Annotated in this window: 14 protein-coding genes; 10 read left to right on the forward strand and 4 right to left on the reverse strand. The window is 72.4% G+C overall.

Annotated features, from left to right (window positions below; all coding sequences use genetic code 11):
* Positions 1–6 precede the first annotated feature (6 nt).
* Both FXF50_RS08140 and FXF50_RS08145 read right to left on the reverse strand, forming a co-directional pair.
* Positions 7–423, reverse strand: a complete 417-nt coding sequence (locus FXF50_RS08140) for a hypothetical protein (RefSeq protein ID WP_148426594.1) — start codon at positions 421–423, stop codon at positions 7–9.
* Between the two features lie 164 nt (positions 424–587).
* A complete protein-coding gene (locus FXF50_RS08145; RefSeq protein ID WP_148426595.1) occupies positions 588–1,565 on the reverse strand; it encodes a zinc-binding dehydrogenase in 978 nt (325 codons plus the stop codon).
* Positions 1,566–1,738: 173 nt separating this feature from the next.
* Here FXF50_RS08145 and FXF50_RS08150 point away from each other — a divergent pair, with 173 nt between their 5' ends.
* The 4 genes from FXF50_RS08150 (at position 1,739) to FXF50_RS08165 (ending at position 6,539) form a co-directional block, all read left to right on the forward strand.
* Positions 1,739–2,227 (forward strand): MarR family winged helix-turn-helix transcriptional regulator, encoded by a 489-nt coding sequence (locus tag FXF50_RS08150; RefSeq protein ID WP_148426596.1) that lies wholly within the window; start codon positions 1,739–1,741, stop codon positions 2,225–2,227.
* 66 nt (positions 2,228–2,293) lie between these two features.
* Entirely contained in the window at positions 2,294–2,794 is a 501-nt protein-coding gene (locus tag FXF50_RS08155) for a MarR family winged helix-turn-helix transcriptional regulator (protein WP_148426597.1), read from the forward strand.
* A 20-nt stretch (positions 2,795–2,814) separates the two neighbouring features.
* Entirely contained in the window at positions 2,815–4,548 is a 1,734-nt protein-coding gene (locus FXF50_RS08160) for an ABC transporter ATP-binding protein (protein ID WP_148426598.1), read from the forward strand.
* The gene (locus FXF50_RS08165; RefSeq protein WP_148426599.1) at positions 4,548–6,539 is read left to right on the forward strand and encodes an ABC transporter ATP-binding protein; all 1,992 of its coding nucleotides are present in this window, start codon (positions 4,548–4,550) and stop codon (positions 6,537–6,539) included. The genes FXF50_RS08160 and FXF50_RS08165 overlap by 1 nt, the downstream gene beginning before the upstream one ends.
* Before the next feature lie 65 nt (positions 6,540–6,604).
* Here the strand turns inward: FXF50_RS08165 and FXF50_RS08170 are convergent, their stop codons facing one another.
* Both FXF50_RS08170 and FXF50_RS08175 read right to left on the reverse strand, forming a co-directional pair.
* A complete protein-coding gene (locus FXF50_RS08170) occupies positions 6,605–7,528 on the reverse strand; it encodes an ester cyclase family protein (RefSeq protein ID WP_148426600.1) in 924 nt (307 codons plus the stop codon).
* A gap of 92 nt (positions 7,529–7,620) precedes the next feature.
* Complete coding sequence (locus FXF50_RS08175; protein ID WP_148426601.1) at positions 7,621–8,214, reverse strand: hypothetical protein; 594 nt, start codon at positions 8,212–8,214, stop codon at positions 7,621–7,623.
* A gap of 227 nt (positions 8,215–8,441) precedes the next feature.
* Here FXF50_RS08175 and FXF50_RS08180 point away from each other — a divergent pair, with 227 nt between their 5' ends.
* From FXF50_RS08180 to FXF50_RS08205, 6 genes are read left to right on the forward strand one after another with little or no spacing between them, the layout of a single operon-like run.
* Positions 8,442–10,025: a class I adenylate-forming enzyme family protein gene (locus tag FXF50_RS08180; protein ID WP_222866025.1), complete on the forward strand. Its 1,584-nt coding sequence runs from the start codon at positions 8,442–8,444 to the stop codon at positions 10,023–10,025.
* The gene (locus tag FXF50_RS08185) at positions 10,022–11,875 is read left to right on the forward strand and encodes an amino acid adenylation domain-containing protein (protein ID WP_148426602.1); all 1,854 of its coding nucleotides are present in this window, start codon (positions 10,022–10,024) and stop codon (positions 11,873–11,875) included. Before FXF50_RS08180 ends, FXF50_RS08185 begins: the two co-directional genes overlap by 4 nt.
* 11 nt (positions 11,876–11,886) lie before the next feature.
* Positions 11,887–13,167, forward strand: a complete 1,281-nt coding sequence (locus FXF50_RS08190) for a cytochrome P450 (protein WP_255509938.1) — start codon at positions 11,887–11,889, stop codon at positions 13,165–13,167.
* A 29-nt stretch (positions 13,168–13,196) separates the two neighbouring features.
* Positions 13,197–13,406: an MbtH family protein gene (locus FXF50_RS08195; protein ID WP_148426603.1), complete on the forward strand. Its 210-nt coding sequence runs from the start codon at positions 13,197–13,199 to the stop codon at positions 13,404–13,406.
* Positions 13,407–14,165 carry a 3-oxoacyl-ACP reductase FabG gene (fabG, locus tag FXF50_RS08200; RefSeq protein WP_148426604.1) on the forward strand — a complete coding sequence of 253 codons (759 nt, stop codon included), beginning with the start codon at positions 13,407–13,409 and terminating at the stop codon, positions 14,163–14,165.
* A complete protein-coding gene (locus FXF50_RS08205) occupies positions 14,162–14,818 on the forward strand; it encodes an SDR family NAD(P)-dependent oxidoreductase (RefSeq protein ID WP_222866026.1) in 657 nt (218 codons plus the stop codon). The genes fabG and FXF50_RS08205 overlap by 4 nt, the downstream gene beginning before the upstream one ends.
* Positions 14,819–14,847 lie beyond the last annotated feature (29 nt).

Consider the following 14,847-nt stretch of genomic DNA (forward strand, 5'->3'; position numbering starts at 1 on the left):
CGCAGGTCAGTTCTCGACACCGAACTTGACGGCCGTGACCCGGGATCCGTCGTGGCTGCGCAGGGGCCGGCCCTGCGGGTCGTGGAACGTGGCTCCGCCGGAGCCCGTCCAGTGCGTGTCGGAGTCGAACGTGCCGGAGACCCGGATGTGTGCGGTGCCCTTGAACCCGCCGTGCTCGTCCGCGGCGAGGATGTGCGCGTTGTAGGTGAAGGTGTCGGGGCCGGTGGCGACCCAGTTGCCGAGCCCGATGTTCTTCGCGTTGAGCTGCGTGAGGATGACCCCGCCGTCGGCGGAGAAGGAGGACAGGCCGACGACCGGGGTGCCGTCGTTGTCGAGTTCCGTGGTCCACGTCCCCACCAGCCGGTCGGCGACACCACGTGCGGCGGTCGGCGCGATCAGGGTCTGCTGTGCGTTCTCGGTCATGGTCGTCCCCTCGGTGGAAAGCCTTCCCGTCACCCTCGCCGTGCACCCTCAAGACCGGCTCGAGGCCGCCTGGAGACCTCTTTGTCCCGGGACAACGCGAAGCGCCGGTCGCGCCCCCGACGGGGGGCGGCGACCGGCGCCGTCGGCCGGTGACGGCCGGGCGGTCACGGGATGAGCACGACCTTGCCGAGCTGCGTACGGGCCTCCATCAGTTCGTGCGCCTTGACGACCTCGTCGAGGGGGAGCCGCGAGTGCACGATCGGACGGACCCTGCCGGAGGTGATCATGTCGAGCAGGTCCCGCTGGCCCGCGGCGATGGCCTCCGGGCGGTTGTAGATCATCGCGTACAGCGCGAACCCGGCGACCGTCTTCATCCGGGTCAGCGCCAGCGGGTGGATCGGCGGGACGTTGCCGCTCGCCGAACCGTAGAAGACCAGCCGGCCGAACTGGGCGGTGAGCTGGACGCTCTTGGTCAGGATGTCACCGCCCACCGTCTCCAGGACGACGTCCGCGCCCCGGCCGTCGGTGGCCGCGAGGACCTGCTGGTCCCAGTCGTCGTCGGTGTAGTTGATGGTGACGTCGGCGCCCAGGCCGCGGACGAAGTCGAGCTTCGCCTGGGTGCTGGCGGTGGCGATGACCTTGCCGGCGCCCATGGCCTTGGCGATCTGCACGGCGAGGTGGCCGACGCCGCCGGACGCCGCGTCGACAAGGATCGTCTCGCCGGGCTTGAGCTGCCCGGACTCCTTGATCGCGTGGTACGCGGTCTGCGCCGGACTGGGCAGCAGGGTCGCCTCGGCGGCGTCCAGGTCCGCCGGGATCCGGATCAGCCAGGACGCGGGCGCGACGACGTGGTCCGCGTACGCCCCCTGGTGGACGTCGACCACGACCCGGTCGCCGACCGCGACGCCGGTGACCCCCTCGCCGAGCGCCTCGACGGTGCCGGCGACGTCACCGCCGGGGCTGCCGGGAAGGTCGGCGTGACCGCCGATGCGGATGCCCTGCCGGCGCTGGACCTCCGCGAACGTGACGCCGATGGCCTCGGCCCGGATCAGCACCTCGCCGGGACCGGGCTGGGGCTTCTCCGTCTCTTCGATCCGGAGCACCGAGGGCGCCCCGTGTTCGTGATGGCGGACGATGCGCATGATTTCTCCCCTACTGGAGGCGACAGGCGTGCCCGGGCGGCGTCGCCAGCCCCGGACTGAGATCCAACATATGCATGACGTCATGCATTCGATGGACAGCTTACACACGTCTCCGGTCGGTGCGGTACGGTCATGTCCGATCCGTTCCTCCGCTGCTCACCGAGGATTCGCCCATGACAACTGGCCCGCAGGACGAGACGCGGGCATCCGGCCTGCTCGACGAGGTGGGGCCGGCCTTCTCCCGTCTCCGCCGGGGAGCCGCGCTCAACGCCGAGAAGCCGATCGCCCGCAAGGACCTCAGTCGCAGCCTCGTGCTGGGTGTCACCGAGGAGGTCTCGGCACGGGAGGGCGACGAGACCACGGTCGGCACGATCGCCGAGCGCCTGGGCATCGACCCGTCCGCGGCCAGCCGACTGGTCTCGGACTGCATCAGCGAGGGCTACCTGCTCCGGACGGCCTCCCAGGTCGACGGGCGGCGCACCATCCTCCAGCTCACTCCCGCCGGCCGCGAGATGCTCACCAGCTTCCGGCGCCACCAGCGATCGGCCTACGAGCACATCACCCGGGACTGGTCCGACCACGACCGCATCGAGTTCGCCCGGCTGCTCATCAAGTACGTGGACAGCCTCGGCCGCCTGCAGGCGCGCACCGACGGGAACTGACACGCCGCAGCGGGTTCACCACGCGACGTACTTGACGGAATTAGTTCGAGGCCCAACAATCAGCCTATGAACAACCGCGATCTGCCCGTGCCCGGCCGCCACGTGCCGTTGCACGAGCAGTCGGTCGGCCAGTTGTTCGCCACCGCCGCCAGGCTGTCGGGCAGCATGTGGGTGCGGCTGCTCAACGAACGCCTCGGCATCGGCTGGACAGCGTTCAACGTGCTCCTCCAGCTGGGGGCCGCCGACGGCCAGACGGCCAAGGAGATCGCCCACGCGTCGATGGTGACGCCGTCCACCCTGACCGGCGTGGTGGACACCCTGGAGCGTGACGGCCTCATCGAGCGCCGCCGCTCCGACACCGACCGCAGGGTCATCCGTCTGCACCTCACCGAGGCCGGCCGGCAACGCCTCTCCCTCTCGGCGACCAAGCTCTCCGCCGAGTTCGACCAACTCTTCGACCACGTCGAGCCCGCGGACGAGGCGGTCATCCGTCGCTTCCTGCTGGGCGCCGTCGACCGCTTCTCGGCGGAGCTCGGCCTGCCGGGCACCCAGCTCGACGTGCACTAGCCACTCCGACTGGAGTCACCATGCTGATGCGGCTGCTTCGCATCCACCTGCCCGCGTACCGCACACCCATCGCGCTCGTGCTGCTGCTCCAACTGGCGCAGACCGCCGCGACCCTCTACCTGCCCACGCTCTACGCCGACATCATCAACCGGGGAGTCGTCCCCGGCGACACCGGCGTCATCATGCGGACCGGCGGCGTCATGCTCGGCGTGTCGGCCCTGCAGATCGTGGGTTCGCTCATCGCCGTCAACCTCGGCGCCCGGGTCGCCGTACGCGTCGGCCGGGACGTCCGGGCGAGCGTCTTCGACCGGGTCCTCACCTTCTCCGCCCGCGAGATGGGCACGTTCGGCGCCCCGTCACTGATCACCCGCAGCACGAACGACGTCCAGCAGGTCCAGATGCTCGTGCTGATGGCCCTCACGCTGATCGTCGTCGCGCCCATCACCTGCCTTGGCGGCATCGTCCTCGCCGCACGCCAGGACGTGCCCAGCTCGGTCATCCTGCTCGTCGCCGTGCCCACGCTCGGTGCCGCCGTCGCGGCGATCCTCAGCCGGCTGAACCCGCAGTTCCGGCTCCTGCAGCAGCTGACCGACCGGATCACGACGGTCCTGCGTGAGCAGATCAACGGCGTCCGGGTGGTCCGGGCCTTCGTGCGCGACGACGCCGAACAGGACCGGTACACCGCCGTCAACAGCGACATCTCCACCGTCTCCCTGCGCGTCGGCCGGCTGATGGCCCTGATGTACCCGACCGTGCTGCTGGTGATGAACGGCTCGGCCGTGGCGGTGCTGTGGCTGGGCGCCGGCCGGGTCGCCGACGGCAGCCTCGGAGTCGGCTCCCTGACGGCGTTCCTCACCTACCTCGTGCAGATCCTCATGGCCGTCATGTCCGCGACGTTCATGCTGATGATGGTGCCCCGGGCCGAGGTGTGCGCCGAGCGCATCCTCGAGGTGCTCGACACCCGCTCCCACGTGGAGCCGCCGGCCGCGCCGGTCACGACGCCCCCGATCCACGCCGACCTCGAGCTGCGGAAGGTCGAGTTCCGGTACCCCGGCGCCGAGCAGCCGGTGCTCAGCGACGTGGACCTCCAGGCCCGGCCCGGCCGGACCACGGCCATCGTGGGCAGCACCGGCAGCGGCAAGACGACCCTGCTGAACCTCGTCCCGCGCCTGGTCGACGCCACCGCGGGCAGCGTCCGGATCGGCGGGCACGACGTCCGTACCCTCGACCGGGCCGCACTGTCCACAATGGTGGGTCTGGTGCCGCAGCGGCCGTACCTCTTCTCCGGCACGGTCGCCTCCAACCTGCGCTACGGCAGGCCGGACGCGACCGACGACGACCTGTGGCGTGCCCTCGACCTCGCCCAGGCCCGCGACTTCGTGGCACGGATGCCCGGTGGTCTCGACGCCGAGATCGCCCAGGGCGGCACCAACGTCTCGGGTGGCCAGCGCCAGCGCCTCGCCATCGCCCGCACCCTGGTGCAGCGGCCCCGGATCTACCTCTTCGACGACTCGTTCTCCGCTCTCGACTACGCCACCGACAAGGCGTTGCGGGCCGCGCTGTCCGAGGTGACCGCCGACGCGACGGTCGTCATCGTCGCGCAACGCATCAGCACGATCCGCGACGCCGACCGGATCGTGGTGCTCGACGACGGCCGCGTCGTCGGCGCCGGGAGCCACCGGGAACTGATGCGGACCTGCTCCACGTACCGGGAGATCGTCCTCTCCCAGCAGACCGAAATGGAGGCCGCCTGATGGCCGGCACGGACACCAGACCCGCGCACCCGGTGCCCCCGGGCCAACGCCCGCCGGGCCGTCCCCCCGGGGGCTCTTCCCAGGGCGCGGGCGGGCAGCGCGGCGGCAGAGCCACCGCCGGCGACTTCTCCGGCACGACCCGGCGGCTGCTGGGCATGCTCGCGCCCGAACGCTGGCTGATGGCCGGTTCGCTGGTCGTCTGCGCGGCCAGCGTCACCCTCTCGGTCATCGGGCCCAAGGTGCTCGGCCGCGCCACCGACCTGATCTTCGCCGACTTCGTCGCCGGCCGGCTGCCGGCCGGCCAGACCACGGCGGAGGCGGCGGAGCTGCTGCGGGCGCGCGGCCACCGGGCCCAGGCCGACGCGATCACCGCCGCACACGCCGTGCCGGGCCAGGGCGTCGAGTTCGCCCGCATCCGTAACGTGCTCATCCTGGCGGCCGCCGTTTACCTGGTGGCGGCTCTGCTCATCCTCGTGCAGGGCCGGCTGACCGCCGTCGTGGTGCAACGGGCCGGTTACCGGCTGCGCGACCGGGCCGAGGCGAAGCTCGCCCGGTTGCCGCTCGCCTACTTCGACCGGCACCCGCACGGCGAGGTCCTCAGCCGGGTGACCAACGACATCGACAACGTCAACCAGAGCCTCCAGCAGACGCTCAGTCAGATCGTCAACTCCGTGATCACGGTGATCGCCGTCCTCGTCGTCATGTGCGTCATCTCGCCGCTGCTCGCCGTGATCGCCCTGGTCTCCCTACCGGCCTCGATCTACCTCGCCGCCGCCGTCGGCAGGCGCGCCCAGGCGCACTTCCGGCGCCAGTGGGCGGTCACCGGGCGGCTCAACGGCCACATCGAGGACATGTACACCGGCCATGCCCTGGTCACCGTGTTCGGCCGGCAGCGGGAGGCGGCGGCGACGTTCCGGGCGCACAACGAGGCGCTGACCACCTCCAGTTTCCGGGCGCAGTTCGTGTCCGGGGCGATCCAGCCGGTGATGCTGTTCGTCGGCAACCTCAACTACGTCCTCGTCGCGGTCGTCGGCGCGTTGCGGGTCTCCGCCGGGGCGCTCTCCATCGGCGACGTCCAGGCGTTCATGCAGTACTCGCGCCAGTTCAGCGCGCCGCTCGGCCAGATGTCGAGCATGGCGAACGTCATCCAGTCGGGGGTCGCCTCCGCCGAACGCGTCTTCGCCCTCCTCGACGAGCCGGAGCAGTCGCCCGACGCGACCCCGCCGGCCCGCCCGGACCGCGTCCGCGGCCGGGTCGAGTTCGAGGACGTGTCATTCAGCTACACGCCCGGCACCCCGCTGATCGAGCGGCTCAACCTGTCGGTCGAGCCCGGGCAGTCCATCGCCATCGTCGGTCCGACGGGCGCCGGCAAGACCACACTGGTCAACCTGCTGATGCGGTTCTACGAGGTGGACCAGGGGCGGATCCTGCTCGACGGCGTGGACATCGCCCGGATGCGGCGCGACGAGCTACGGTCCCACATCGGCATGGTGCTCCAGGACTCCATCCTGTTCGGCGGCACGATCGCGCAGAACATCGCCTACGGCGCTCCGGGGGCGTCCCGCGAGCAGATCGTCAAGGCGGCCCGGGCGACCCACGTCGACCGGTTCGTCCGGACGCTGCCGCAGGGGTACGACACCGTGCTCGACGAGGAGAACGGCACGGTCAGCGTCGGCGAGCGGCAGCTCATCACCATCGCCCGGGCGTTCCTCGCCGACCGCGCCATCCTCGTCCTCGACGAGGCGACCAGCTCGGTGGACACCCGCACCGAGGTGCTGATCCAGGAGGCTATGCACTCGTTGCGGCAGGGGCGCACCAGTTTCGTCATCGCCCACCGCCTGTCGACGATCCGCGACGCCGACACCATCCTCGTGATGGACGGTGGCCGCATCGTCGAGCGCGGCACGCACGACGAGCTGATCGACGCCGGTGGGACGTACTCCCGTCTGTACGCCGCCCAGTTCGTGGAGACGCCGGCCCCGGTCGACTGACCCGGCGCCGCCACACGCGTCCGGGCGCCCCTCCGCGGGGCGCCCGGGCCCGGGTGGCGGCGTGGTCAGCCGCCGGCGGGCGGCCGTACGGTCATGCCGACGTTCTCCAGGCCGGAGTAGTCGACGACCTCCCAGTGCTCGGCCACCCGGCCCGACACCATGCGGAACACGTCCGAGGTGTACATCAGTAGCCGCCTGCCGGTCGGGCGGCGGCCCCGGGACAGGCCGGTGAAGTGGCCGCGCCACGTCGCGAACACCATCACGCGGTCACCCGAGGCCAGGATGTGGTCGACCGTCGCGGTCAGGTCCGGGAACGCGGCGAAGTTGCCGGCGAAGTAGAGCCGGAACGCCTCGACCCCGTTGGGCACCGCCGGCACCTGCGCGTTGTGGTGCAGGTAGTCCCGCTCGTAGTAGGCGTCGGCGCGGTCCAGCCGGTGCTCGCTGAGCACCTCCCGGTACGCCGCGAGGATCCGTACGGCGTTGGCGCGCTCCACGGCGGTGTGCGGCCCGGACAGTTCCGGTGCCGCCGGCCCCGGTGCCTGCAGCGGCCGCAGGCCGAACGTCCGCAGGATCGAGTAGTCGACCACGGCCGCGTGGTCCACGACACGACCGTCGGCGCCCAGGCGGAACAGCTCGCTGGTGTGCAGCTCGAGCGCGCGTCCGTCGGCCGGGCGCCCGGCGAACTCGCCGAGCTGACGGCCCCGCCACGTCAGGAAGGCCATCACCCGGTCGTTGTCGGCGACCAGCGTCTCGATCGTCACGCTCAGGTCGGGAAAGCCGGTGACGAGGTCGCGCCAGAAGGTCCGGCGGCCGTCGCGCCCCGGCACCAGCCGCGGGTCGTGGTCCCGGCCAGCCGGGTCGTAGTGGGCGTCGAGCCGGTCGAACCGGTGACCGTTGTGGATCTCTGCGACGAGCCGGCGAACTGTCTGCTCCGACGACACCGACGCCGGGTCGCGGCGGGCCGGTCCGGCATGGGGCTGCGCTGTCATGGTGCCTCGTACCTCCTGGGTGAGGGGCGGAAGAACAACCGGTGCCCGCCGGCCGTCGGGCCGGCGGGCACCGGTGGGTGGGCCTGCGCCGCTCAGCTCACCGGGCGGCAGGTTCCGGTGACGAGGAGGCCGGAGTCGTGCGGTGCGACCGGCGTGTCCGCGCCCACGTTGCCGACCAGCGTGCCCGGATCCACGTCCACCCGGCCGGCGTAGAGCGCCGTCAGCTGCGACACCCGGTCGTCCTGGTCGATCACTACGCCGACCAGCACGCCGTCGAACTTTGCGGCGCCCTCCGTCTCGAGCTGGAGGAGGGTGGCCCGCACCTTCACCCGCCCGGACGCCGGGTCCTTGATGACCACGTCGCCGGTCGAACGGCCGATGCCCTTGCGCACCGAGAAGAGCACGGACGTCTGCATGGTGAGCGTGCCGGAGAGCCGCGGGTCCGCGCTGACCGCCTGACCGGCCAGGTCGACCTTGATCTGGATGATGCCCGGCGAGTCGGCGCAGCGGGTCGCTGTGGGCGCCGCTGTCCGGCCCGCCTGCAGCTCGATCTGCGCCGCGTCGAGCGTGACCGGGGCGGGGGTGGGCGTTGCGGTCGTCCGGCGCCCGGCGTGTGCCGGCACCGCACCGGCGAGGGCCAGGTCGATGACGGCGGCGACGACGAGGGCGATACGGAAACGATGCATGTGGAAGTCCTCTGCAGAGACGGTGGTGCCGGCGCCGGCCGGCATCCGCGCGGCGTTCCGCGTGGTGCTCCACAGTGGCCCACCCCGCTGGAGCCCGGCTCGAAACCGTCACCGCGGTGGAGGCCAGCGGTAATCGAGCGAACGTCGAGGCCGGATCCGCATGCTCGCTGCGAGCCGCCGAGGCGCGGCACCGCAGGAAGCCACCAGCCCGATTGGAGCCGGCGACAGTGCCCGAACCCGACGCGGACCTCGACCTGCCCCCTTCGCCGGAGCACTACGTCACCCGGATACTCGACGTCGTCCGCCGACGCGCCGACGCCCCCGTCCTGCGCTGGCGGGACCAGGACGTCTCCGGCACGTCGCTCGCGGCCTCCGTCCACGCGACCGCGGCGGCCCTGCGCGACCTCGGGCTCCGGCCCGACGACACGGTCGGAATCCTCATCGGCGGCAACCGGCCGGCGACGTTGACCACCCGGTACGCCGCCCACCTCCTCGGCGCGTCGGTGGTCCACGTCAGCGGCGTCACGCCCGGCACCAGCGGACCCGGACTGTCCCTGGACGCGCAGGCCCGGATGCTGCGCGAGGCGAACGCGTCCGTGCTGGTGACGGACGAGGAGCACGCCGAACGTGCGGCCGGACTCCGTGACGTGCTGCCCGGACTGCGCCTCCTGACCGCCCCCGAGGGCTCGGAACCAGCCGCTGGCTCCCCCGCGGCAGCCGCCGCACCGCGACGGCCTCGGACGGCCAACGTGACCTACACCAGCGGCAGCACCGGCCGGCCGAAGGGGGTGTGCATGCCGTTCGAGGGGTGGAACGCCACGGTGCTGTGGGCCGCCTCCGCGGTCCCGTCCGGCGCCGCGATCACGTTCCTCGCCGTGAGCCCGCTCAGCCACTCGGTCGGCCTGGTGGTCGACATCATGATCGCGGCCGGCGGAACGGTGCTGCTCCGCGACGGCTTCGACGCCGGCACCGTGCTGCGGGACATCGCGCGACACCGGGTGACCGGCACCATGATCGGCGTACCGAATCTCTATGCCCTGCTCGACCACCCGGACCTGCCGCACACCGACCTGGCGTCCCTGCGGCAACTGCTGTACGTCGGCTGTCCCGCGTCACCGGCCCGGCTCGCCCGGGCGCTGCCGTTCCTCGGCCACGCGCTCACCCAGAACTACGGCACCACGGAGGCCGGCCGGATCACCGTCCTGAGCCCAGCGGACCACCGCCGCCCGGACCTCCTCGACACGGTCGGGCGGCCGAGTCCCGACGTGGCGGTCCGGATCTGCGACCCGGACTCCGGCCGGGTCCTCGGGCCGGACGAACTCGGCGAGGTCTGCGTGCGCTCGACCAACATGATGACCGGCTACCTGGACGACCCGGACCTCACCGCGCGCGTCCTACGGGACGGCTGGCTGCGCACCGGCGACCTGGGACGGCTGGACGCCGAGGGCTATCTGCGGCTGTCCGGCCGGATCGGCGACGTGATCAAGGCCGGGGACGTCAAGGTCTACCCGGCCGAGGTGGAACACGTCCTCGCCGGCCATCCCGACGTCGTGGACGCCTGCGTCTACGCGTACCGGGACGACAACGGTCTCGAGCAGGTCCACGCCGCCGTCGTGCCGCGCCCCGGCGGCGCCTACGACGCCGACGCCCTCCGCCGACACGTGGCGGCGGCGATGACGGCGAAGCACGCGCCGGTGGTGTTCGTGCGCTGCGACCGGCTGCCCGTCGCCGCCTCAGGCAAGGTCGACCGCCGGCAGGTGCGGCGGCTCGGCCTCCTTCACCCTCGATCAGGAAGTGAGCACCCGTCATGACCCCGGACACCGGAACCCGCAGCCGTCTCACGGACGACCTGCCCGCCCTGTCCCGCCTCGCCCTGCACCCGGACGAGCCGGAACATGCCGGGCGGGACGACGGGACGCCGCCACCGACGGAGACCCTGGCGACCCTCTTCGAACGGCAGGCCCGCAGACGACCCGGCGGTAGCGCGCTCGTCCTCCAGGACACGATCCTCACGTACGGCGAGGTCGACCGCCGAGCCAACCGGCTCGCCCGGCTGCTGGCCGGCCAGGGCGCCGGCCCCGAGCGGGTGGTCGCGCTCGCCCTCCCCCGCTCCGCCGACATGATCATCGCGATGCTGGCGGTCACCAAGGCCGGCGCCGCGTTCCTCCCGGTCGACCCGGACTACCCGGCCGACCGCATCGCCTTCATGATCCGGGACGCCGATCCGACCCTGGTGTGCAGCACCGCGGCGGCGGCGACCCGGCTGCCCGCGGGGCCTCCGCTCGTCCTGCTGGACGGTCCCGACACCGCGGCCGCGCTGAGCGGCCTGCCCGACACCGGCCTCGCCGGCGCCGTCCCGCCGCCGTCCCCCGCCCGCCTGGCGTACGTCATCTACACCTCCGGCTCGACGGGCACGCCGAAGGGCGTGGCGGTCACCCACGGTGGGGTGGGCACCCTCGCGGCGGCGAACAGCGAACGGATGGCGGTCGGTGCGGAGAGCCGGGTCCTGCAGTTCTCGTCGCCCAGCTTCGACGCGATCGTCTTCGAACTGCTCGCCACCTTCGCGGCCGGTGCCGCGCTGGTGATCCCGCCGCCGGGCACGCTGGCCGGCGAGGCGCTGGCCGCCGTCGTCACCGAGCACCGGGTCACCCACGCCGTCCTCCCACCGGTGGCCGCGGGCAGTGTGTCCGCCGCCGGGCTGCCCGGACTGCGCAGCCTCCTGGTGGCCGGCGAGGCCTGCTCGGGCGACCTCGTGGCCCGGTGGTCTCCCGGCCGCCGCATGATCAACGCGTACGGGCCGACCGAGACGACCGTCTGCGCCACGATGACCGACCCGTTGTCCGGCTCGGCGACCCCGTCGATCGGCCGGCCCATCCCCGGCGCCGCCGTGCACGTGCTGGACGACGCGCTCCGTCCGGTCGCCCCGGGAACCCCGGGGGAGCTGTACGTCAGCGGCGACCTGCTGGCCCGCGGATACCTGCGGCGACCCGGGCTGACCGCCGAGCGGTTCGTGGCGGACCCGTTCGCCGGCGACGGATCGCGGATGTACCGGACCGGCGACCTGGTGTCCCGGACGCCGGACGGCGACCTCGTGTTCCACGGGCGCGTCGACGACCAGGTCAAGGTACGCGGCTTCCGGATCGAACTCGGCGAGATCGAAGCCGTCCTGACCGGGCATCCGGCGGTGGACCGGGCCGTCGCCGTGCTGCGCGAGGACCAGCCGGGAACCCAGCAGATCGTCGCGTACCTGATCACGGTGAACCGCACCGCGCCGCCCGCCGCCGAACTCCGCGAGTTCGCGAGCCGCTTCCTCCCCGAGCACATGGTCCCCACCGCGTACGTCGTGGTCGACTCGTTCCCCGTGACGCCGAGCGGCAAGCTCGACCGCCGGGCGCTGCCCGCGCCGGATCGAAGCCCGGCGACGGGACGCGAGCCCAGGACGCCGGCCGAGGAGGCGTTCCGCACGATCTTCGCCGACATCCTGCAGGTCGCGCAGGTGCCCGTCGAGGGCAACTTCTTCGAGCTGGGCGGCAACAGCCTGCTCGCCATTCCGGTCATCCAGAAGGCTCGCGAGTTCGGCCTGGCGATCACGCCGAGGCAACTCATCGAGAACCCGACCATCGAGAAGCTGGCGGCGGTCGCCCGCCCCGTCGGCCAGTAGGAGGACACGACGTGACCACACGACGCATGATCTCCCCGGACGAACTCGAGGAGATCGACCTCGCCGACCCGCGGCTGCACGCCGAGTACGAGCTCGACGAGGTCTGGCGCTACCTGCGCGCCGAACGGCCGTTCTACTGGCAGTCGGAGCGCGGCAGCCAGCCGGGCTTCTGGGTGATCACCCGCCACGAGGACGCGATGGCGGTCTACAAGGACAAGGAGCACTTCACCACCGAGGACGGCAACGCGCTGAGCAGCCTGCTGACCAACGGCGACTCGGCCGCCGGGACGATGCTCGCGGTGACGGACGGCGTCCGGCACGCGCAGATCCGCAACATCCTCATGAAGGCGTTCTCGCCGCGCATGCTGCGGGACATCGGCGCGTCCGTCCGGCAGACGGTGGAAAAGCTCCTCACCGAGGCCCTCAGCCGCGACGAGTGCGACTTCGCCCACGACGTCGCGGGCAACATTCCGCTCGGCGCCATCTGCGACCTGCTCGCGGTCCCCCACTCGGACCGCAGGTACCTGCTCGGCCTGACGGCGCACGCCTGGAGCTCGGACTACGCCGACGCACCGCCGGCGGACAGCTGGGCGGCGAAGAACGAGATCCTGCTGTACTTCTCGGACCTCGCCCGCAGCCGCCGCGACAGCGCCCACAACGACGTGGTCAGCCTGCTGGCCAACAGCCAGGTCGACGGCGAGCGGCTCGACGACGCCGAGCTGATGGCCAACTGCTACGGCCTCATGATCGGCGGCGACGAGACCGGACGGCACGCGATCACCGGCAGCGTGCTGGCCCTCATGCGACACCCCGACCAGTGGCAGGCCCTCAAACGCGGCGAGGTCGACCTCGGCACCGCCGCCGACGAGGTCCTGCGGTGGACGGTGCCGTCGCTGCACGGCGGCCGCATGACGACCGGCGACGTCGTGGTGAACGGCCAGCTGATCCGGACCGGTGAGCCGGTCAGCGTCTGGATCTACTCGGCGAACCGGGACGAGCGGGTGTTCGACGACCCGGACCGCTTCGACCTGTCCCGCAAGCCGAACAAGCACCTCACCTTCGCCTTCGGCTCGCACTACTGCCTCGGCGCCCACCTCGCGAAGATCGAGGTCGAGGCGGTCCTGGACGGTCTGCGCCGGATGGTCGGCGGCATGACGCAGACCGGCCCCGAGCAGTGGATCTACTCCACCATCCTGCACGGCATGCACTCGCTGCCGGTATCCCTGCAACCTGATCGCGCGGACGTGGCCACGGCCGGCGCCGGCTCGGCCGGCACTCGGCGCCCGGGGTGACGGTCCCGCCGCGGCAAGGAAGGATCGCTGTGCCCCACCCCTTCGAGAACGAGGACGGCACCTACCTGGTGCTGCTCAACGACGAGCACCAGTACTCACTCTGGCCCGGGTCCGCCCCGGTCCCCGGCGGCTGGCGGATCGTGGCAGGCCCGGCGACCCGGGCCGCCTGCCTCGCCCACGTCGAGCGGCACTGGATCGACATGCGCCCGAAGAGCCTGGCCGACACGGCGGCCGGCTAGATGGATCGGGAGCAATCCCTCGTCGCCGTCGTCACCGGCGCGGGACGAGGCATCGGCGCCGCCACCGCGCGCCGTCTGGCAGCAGACGGTGCCGCGGTGGCGGTCGTCGACCGCGGCGTGCCGGAGACCCACGACACGGTCGGCCTGATCGAGGCGGCGGGTGGCCGGGCGATCGGGGTCGCCTGTGACGTGGCCGCCGCCGACCAGGTGGAGGCGGCGTTCGCCCGTGTGGTGGACGTGTTCGGCCGGATCGACGTGCTGGTGAACAACGCCGGGGTCATCCGGGACAACCTGCTCTTCATGATGACCGAGCAGGACTGGGACACGGTCCTGCGCGTGCACCTGCGCGGTACGTTCCTGTGCACCCGCGCGGCGCAGCGGCACATGGCGCGCCGGGGCGGCGGCCGGATCGTCAACCTGAGCTCCATCGCGGCGCGGGGCAACCGTGGCCAGGCCAACTACTCGACGGCTAAGGCCGCGGTGCAGGGACTGACCCGTACCTTCGCCGCCGAACTCGGGCCACAGGGCATCACCGTCAACGCCATCGCGCCGGGTTTCATCGCCACCCCCATGACCGACGAGACGGCCCGGCGGATGGGCCGCGACCCGGACGAGTTCCGCCACGACACGGCGGCGCGGGTGCCGCTGCGGCGGGTCGGCTCCCCGGACGACATCGCCGGCGTCGTCGCCTTCCTGGCCGGCCCCGACGCGGCATACGTCACCGGCCAGACCATCCACGTCGACGGCGGTCACCCGTGACCGCGCTGAAGGGACCGGCCGTGCCGGGTACGACGATCGTGACGGGCGCCCACCTCGACGGCCTCGGCGCCGCCGCCGCCGTCCGGCTGGCGGAGACCGGCTCGGACGTCGCGCTCATCTGTCCCGCCTCCGCCTCCTGCACGGACACGATGCGCCGACTCGCCGCCCTGCCGGTGCGGTCGCTGGCGATCGCCGCGGACGTCACCGACCCGGACGCGGTGGCCGCGGCAGTCCAGCGGGTGTCCTCCTCGCTGGGTGATCCCGGCGTGCTCGTCACCGTCGTCGGGCCGGCCGCGCCGGGGCCGCTGTGCGAGCTGTCCGACGCGGCGTGGGAGGCGTCGGTCGAGCGGCAGTTGCGGGGCCTGTTCCTGATGACCAGGGCGGTGCTGGATCCGATGACCCGCGTCGGGTCGGGCCGGGTCGTCACCGTCACCGACGTGGACGGCGCCGTCCGCGCCGGGCTGGTCGGCTTCACCCGGACGACGGCGCTGGAACTGGCGCCGTTCGGCGTCACCGCCAACCTCGTCGCGCCGAGGCCCGGCGACCCGGGCGACCCGGAGCAGGTGGCGGCGCTGATACCGCTCCTCGTCGGCCGGGCGGCCGCCGCCGTGTCGGGTCAGGTGATCGAGGTGGGAGCCGGCCCGGCGTCGTGACCCGCCCGCCGGCGGCACCGGGCACGAGG

It is taken from the genome of Micromonospora sp. AP08, from assembly GCF_008085935.1.
GTDB classification, from domain to species: Bacteria; Actinomycetota; Actinomycetes; order Mycobacteriales; family Micromonosporaceae; genus Micromonospora; species Micromonospora chersina.

What these genes read in the sequence shown, in the direction of transcription:
- FXF50_RS08140 (WP_148426594.1), bottom strand. Translation starts at nt 423, where the DNA reads ATGACCGAGAACGCACAGCAGACCCTGATCGCGCCGACCGCCGCACGT.
- FXF50_RS08145 (WP_148426595.1), bottom strand. Translation starts at nt 1,565, where the DNA reads ATGCGCATCGTCCGCCATCACGAACACGGGGCGCCCTCGGTGCTCCGG.
- FXF50_RS08150 (WP_148426596.1), top strand. Translation starts at nt 1,739, where the DNA reads ATGACAACTGGCCCGCAGGACGAGACGCGGGCATCCGGCCTGCTCGAC.
- FXF50_RS08155 (WP_148426597.1), top strand. Translation starts at nt 2,294, where the DNA reads ATGAACAACCGCGATCTGCCCGTGCCCGGCCGCCACGTGCCGTTGCAC.
- FXF50_RS08160 (WP_148426598.1), top strand. Translation starts at nt 2,815, where the DNA reads ATGCTGATGCGGCTGCTTCGCATCCACCTGCCCGCGTACCGCACACCC.
- FXF50_RS08165 (WP_148426599.1), top strand. Translation starts at nt 4,548, where the DNA reads ATGGCCGGCACGGACACCAGACCCGCGCACCCGGTGCCCCCGGGCCAA.
- FXF50_RS08170 (WP_148426600.1), bottom strand. Translation starts at nt 7,528, where the DNA reads ATGACAGCGCAGCCCCATGCCGGACCGGCCCGCCGCGACCCGGCGTCG.
- FXF50_RS08175 (WP_148426601.1), bottom strand. Translation starts at nt 8,214, where the DNA reads ATGCATCGTTTCCGTATCGCCCTCGTCGTCGCCGCCGTCATCGACCTG.
- FXF50_RS08185 (WP_148426602.1), top strand. Translation starts at nt 10,022, where the DNA reads ATGACCCCGGACACCGGAACCCGCAGCCGTCTCACGGACGACCTGCCC.
- fabG (WP_148426604.1), top strand. Translation starts at nt 13,407, where the DNA reads ATGGATCGGGAGCAATCCCTCGTCGCCGTCGTCACCGGCGCGGGACGA.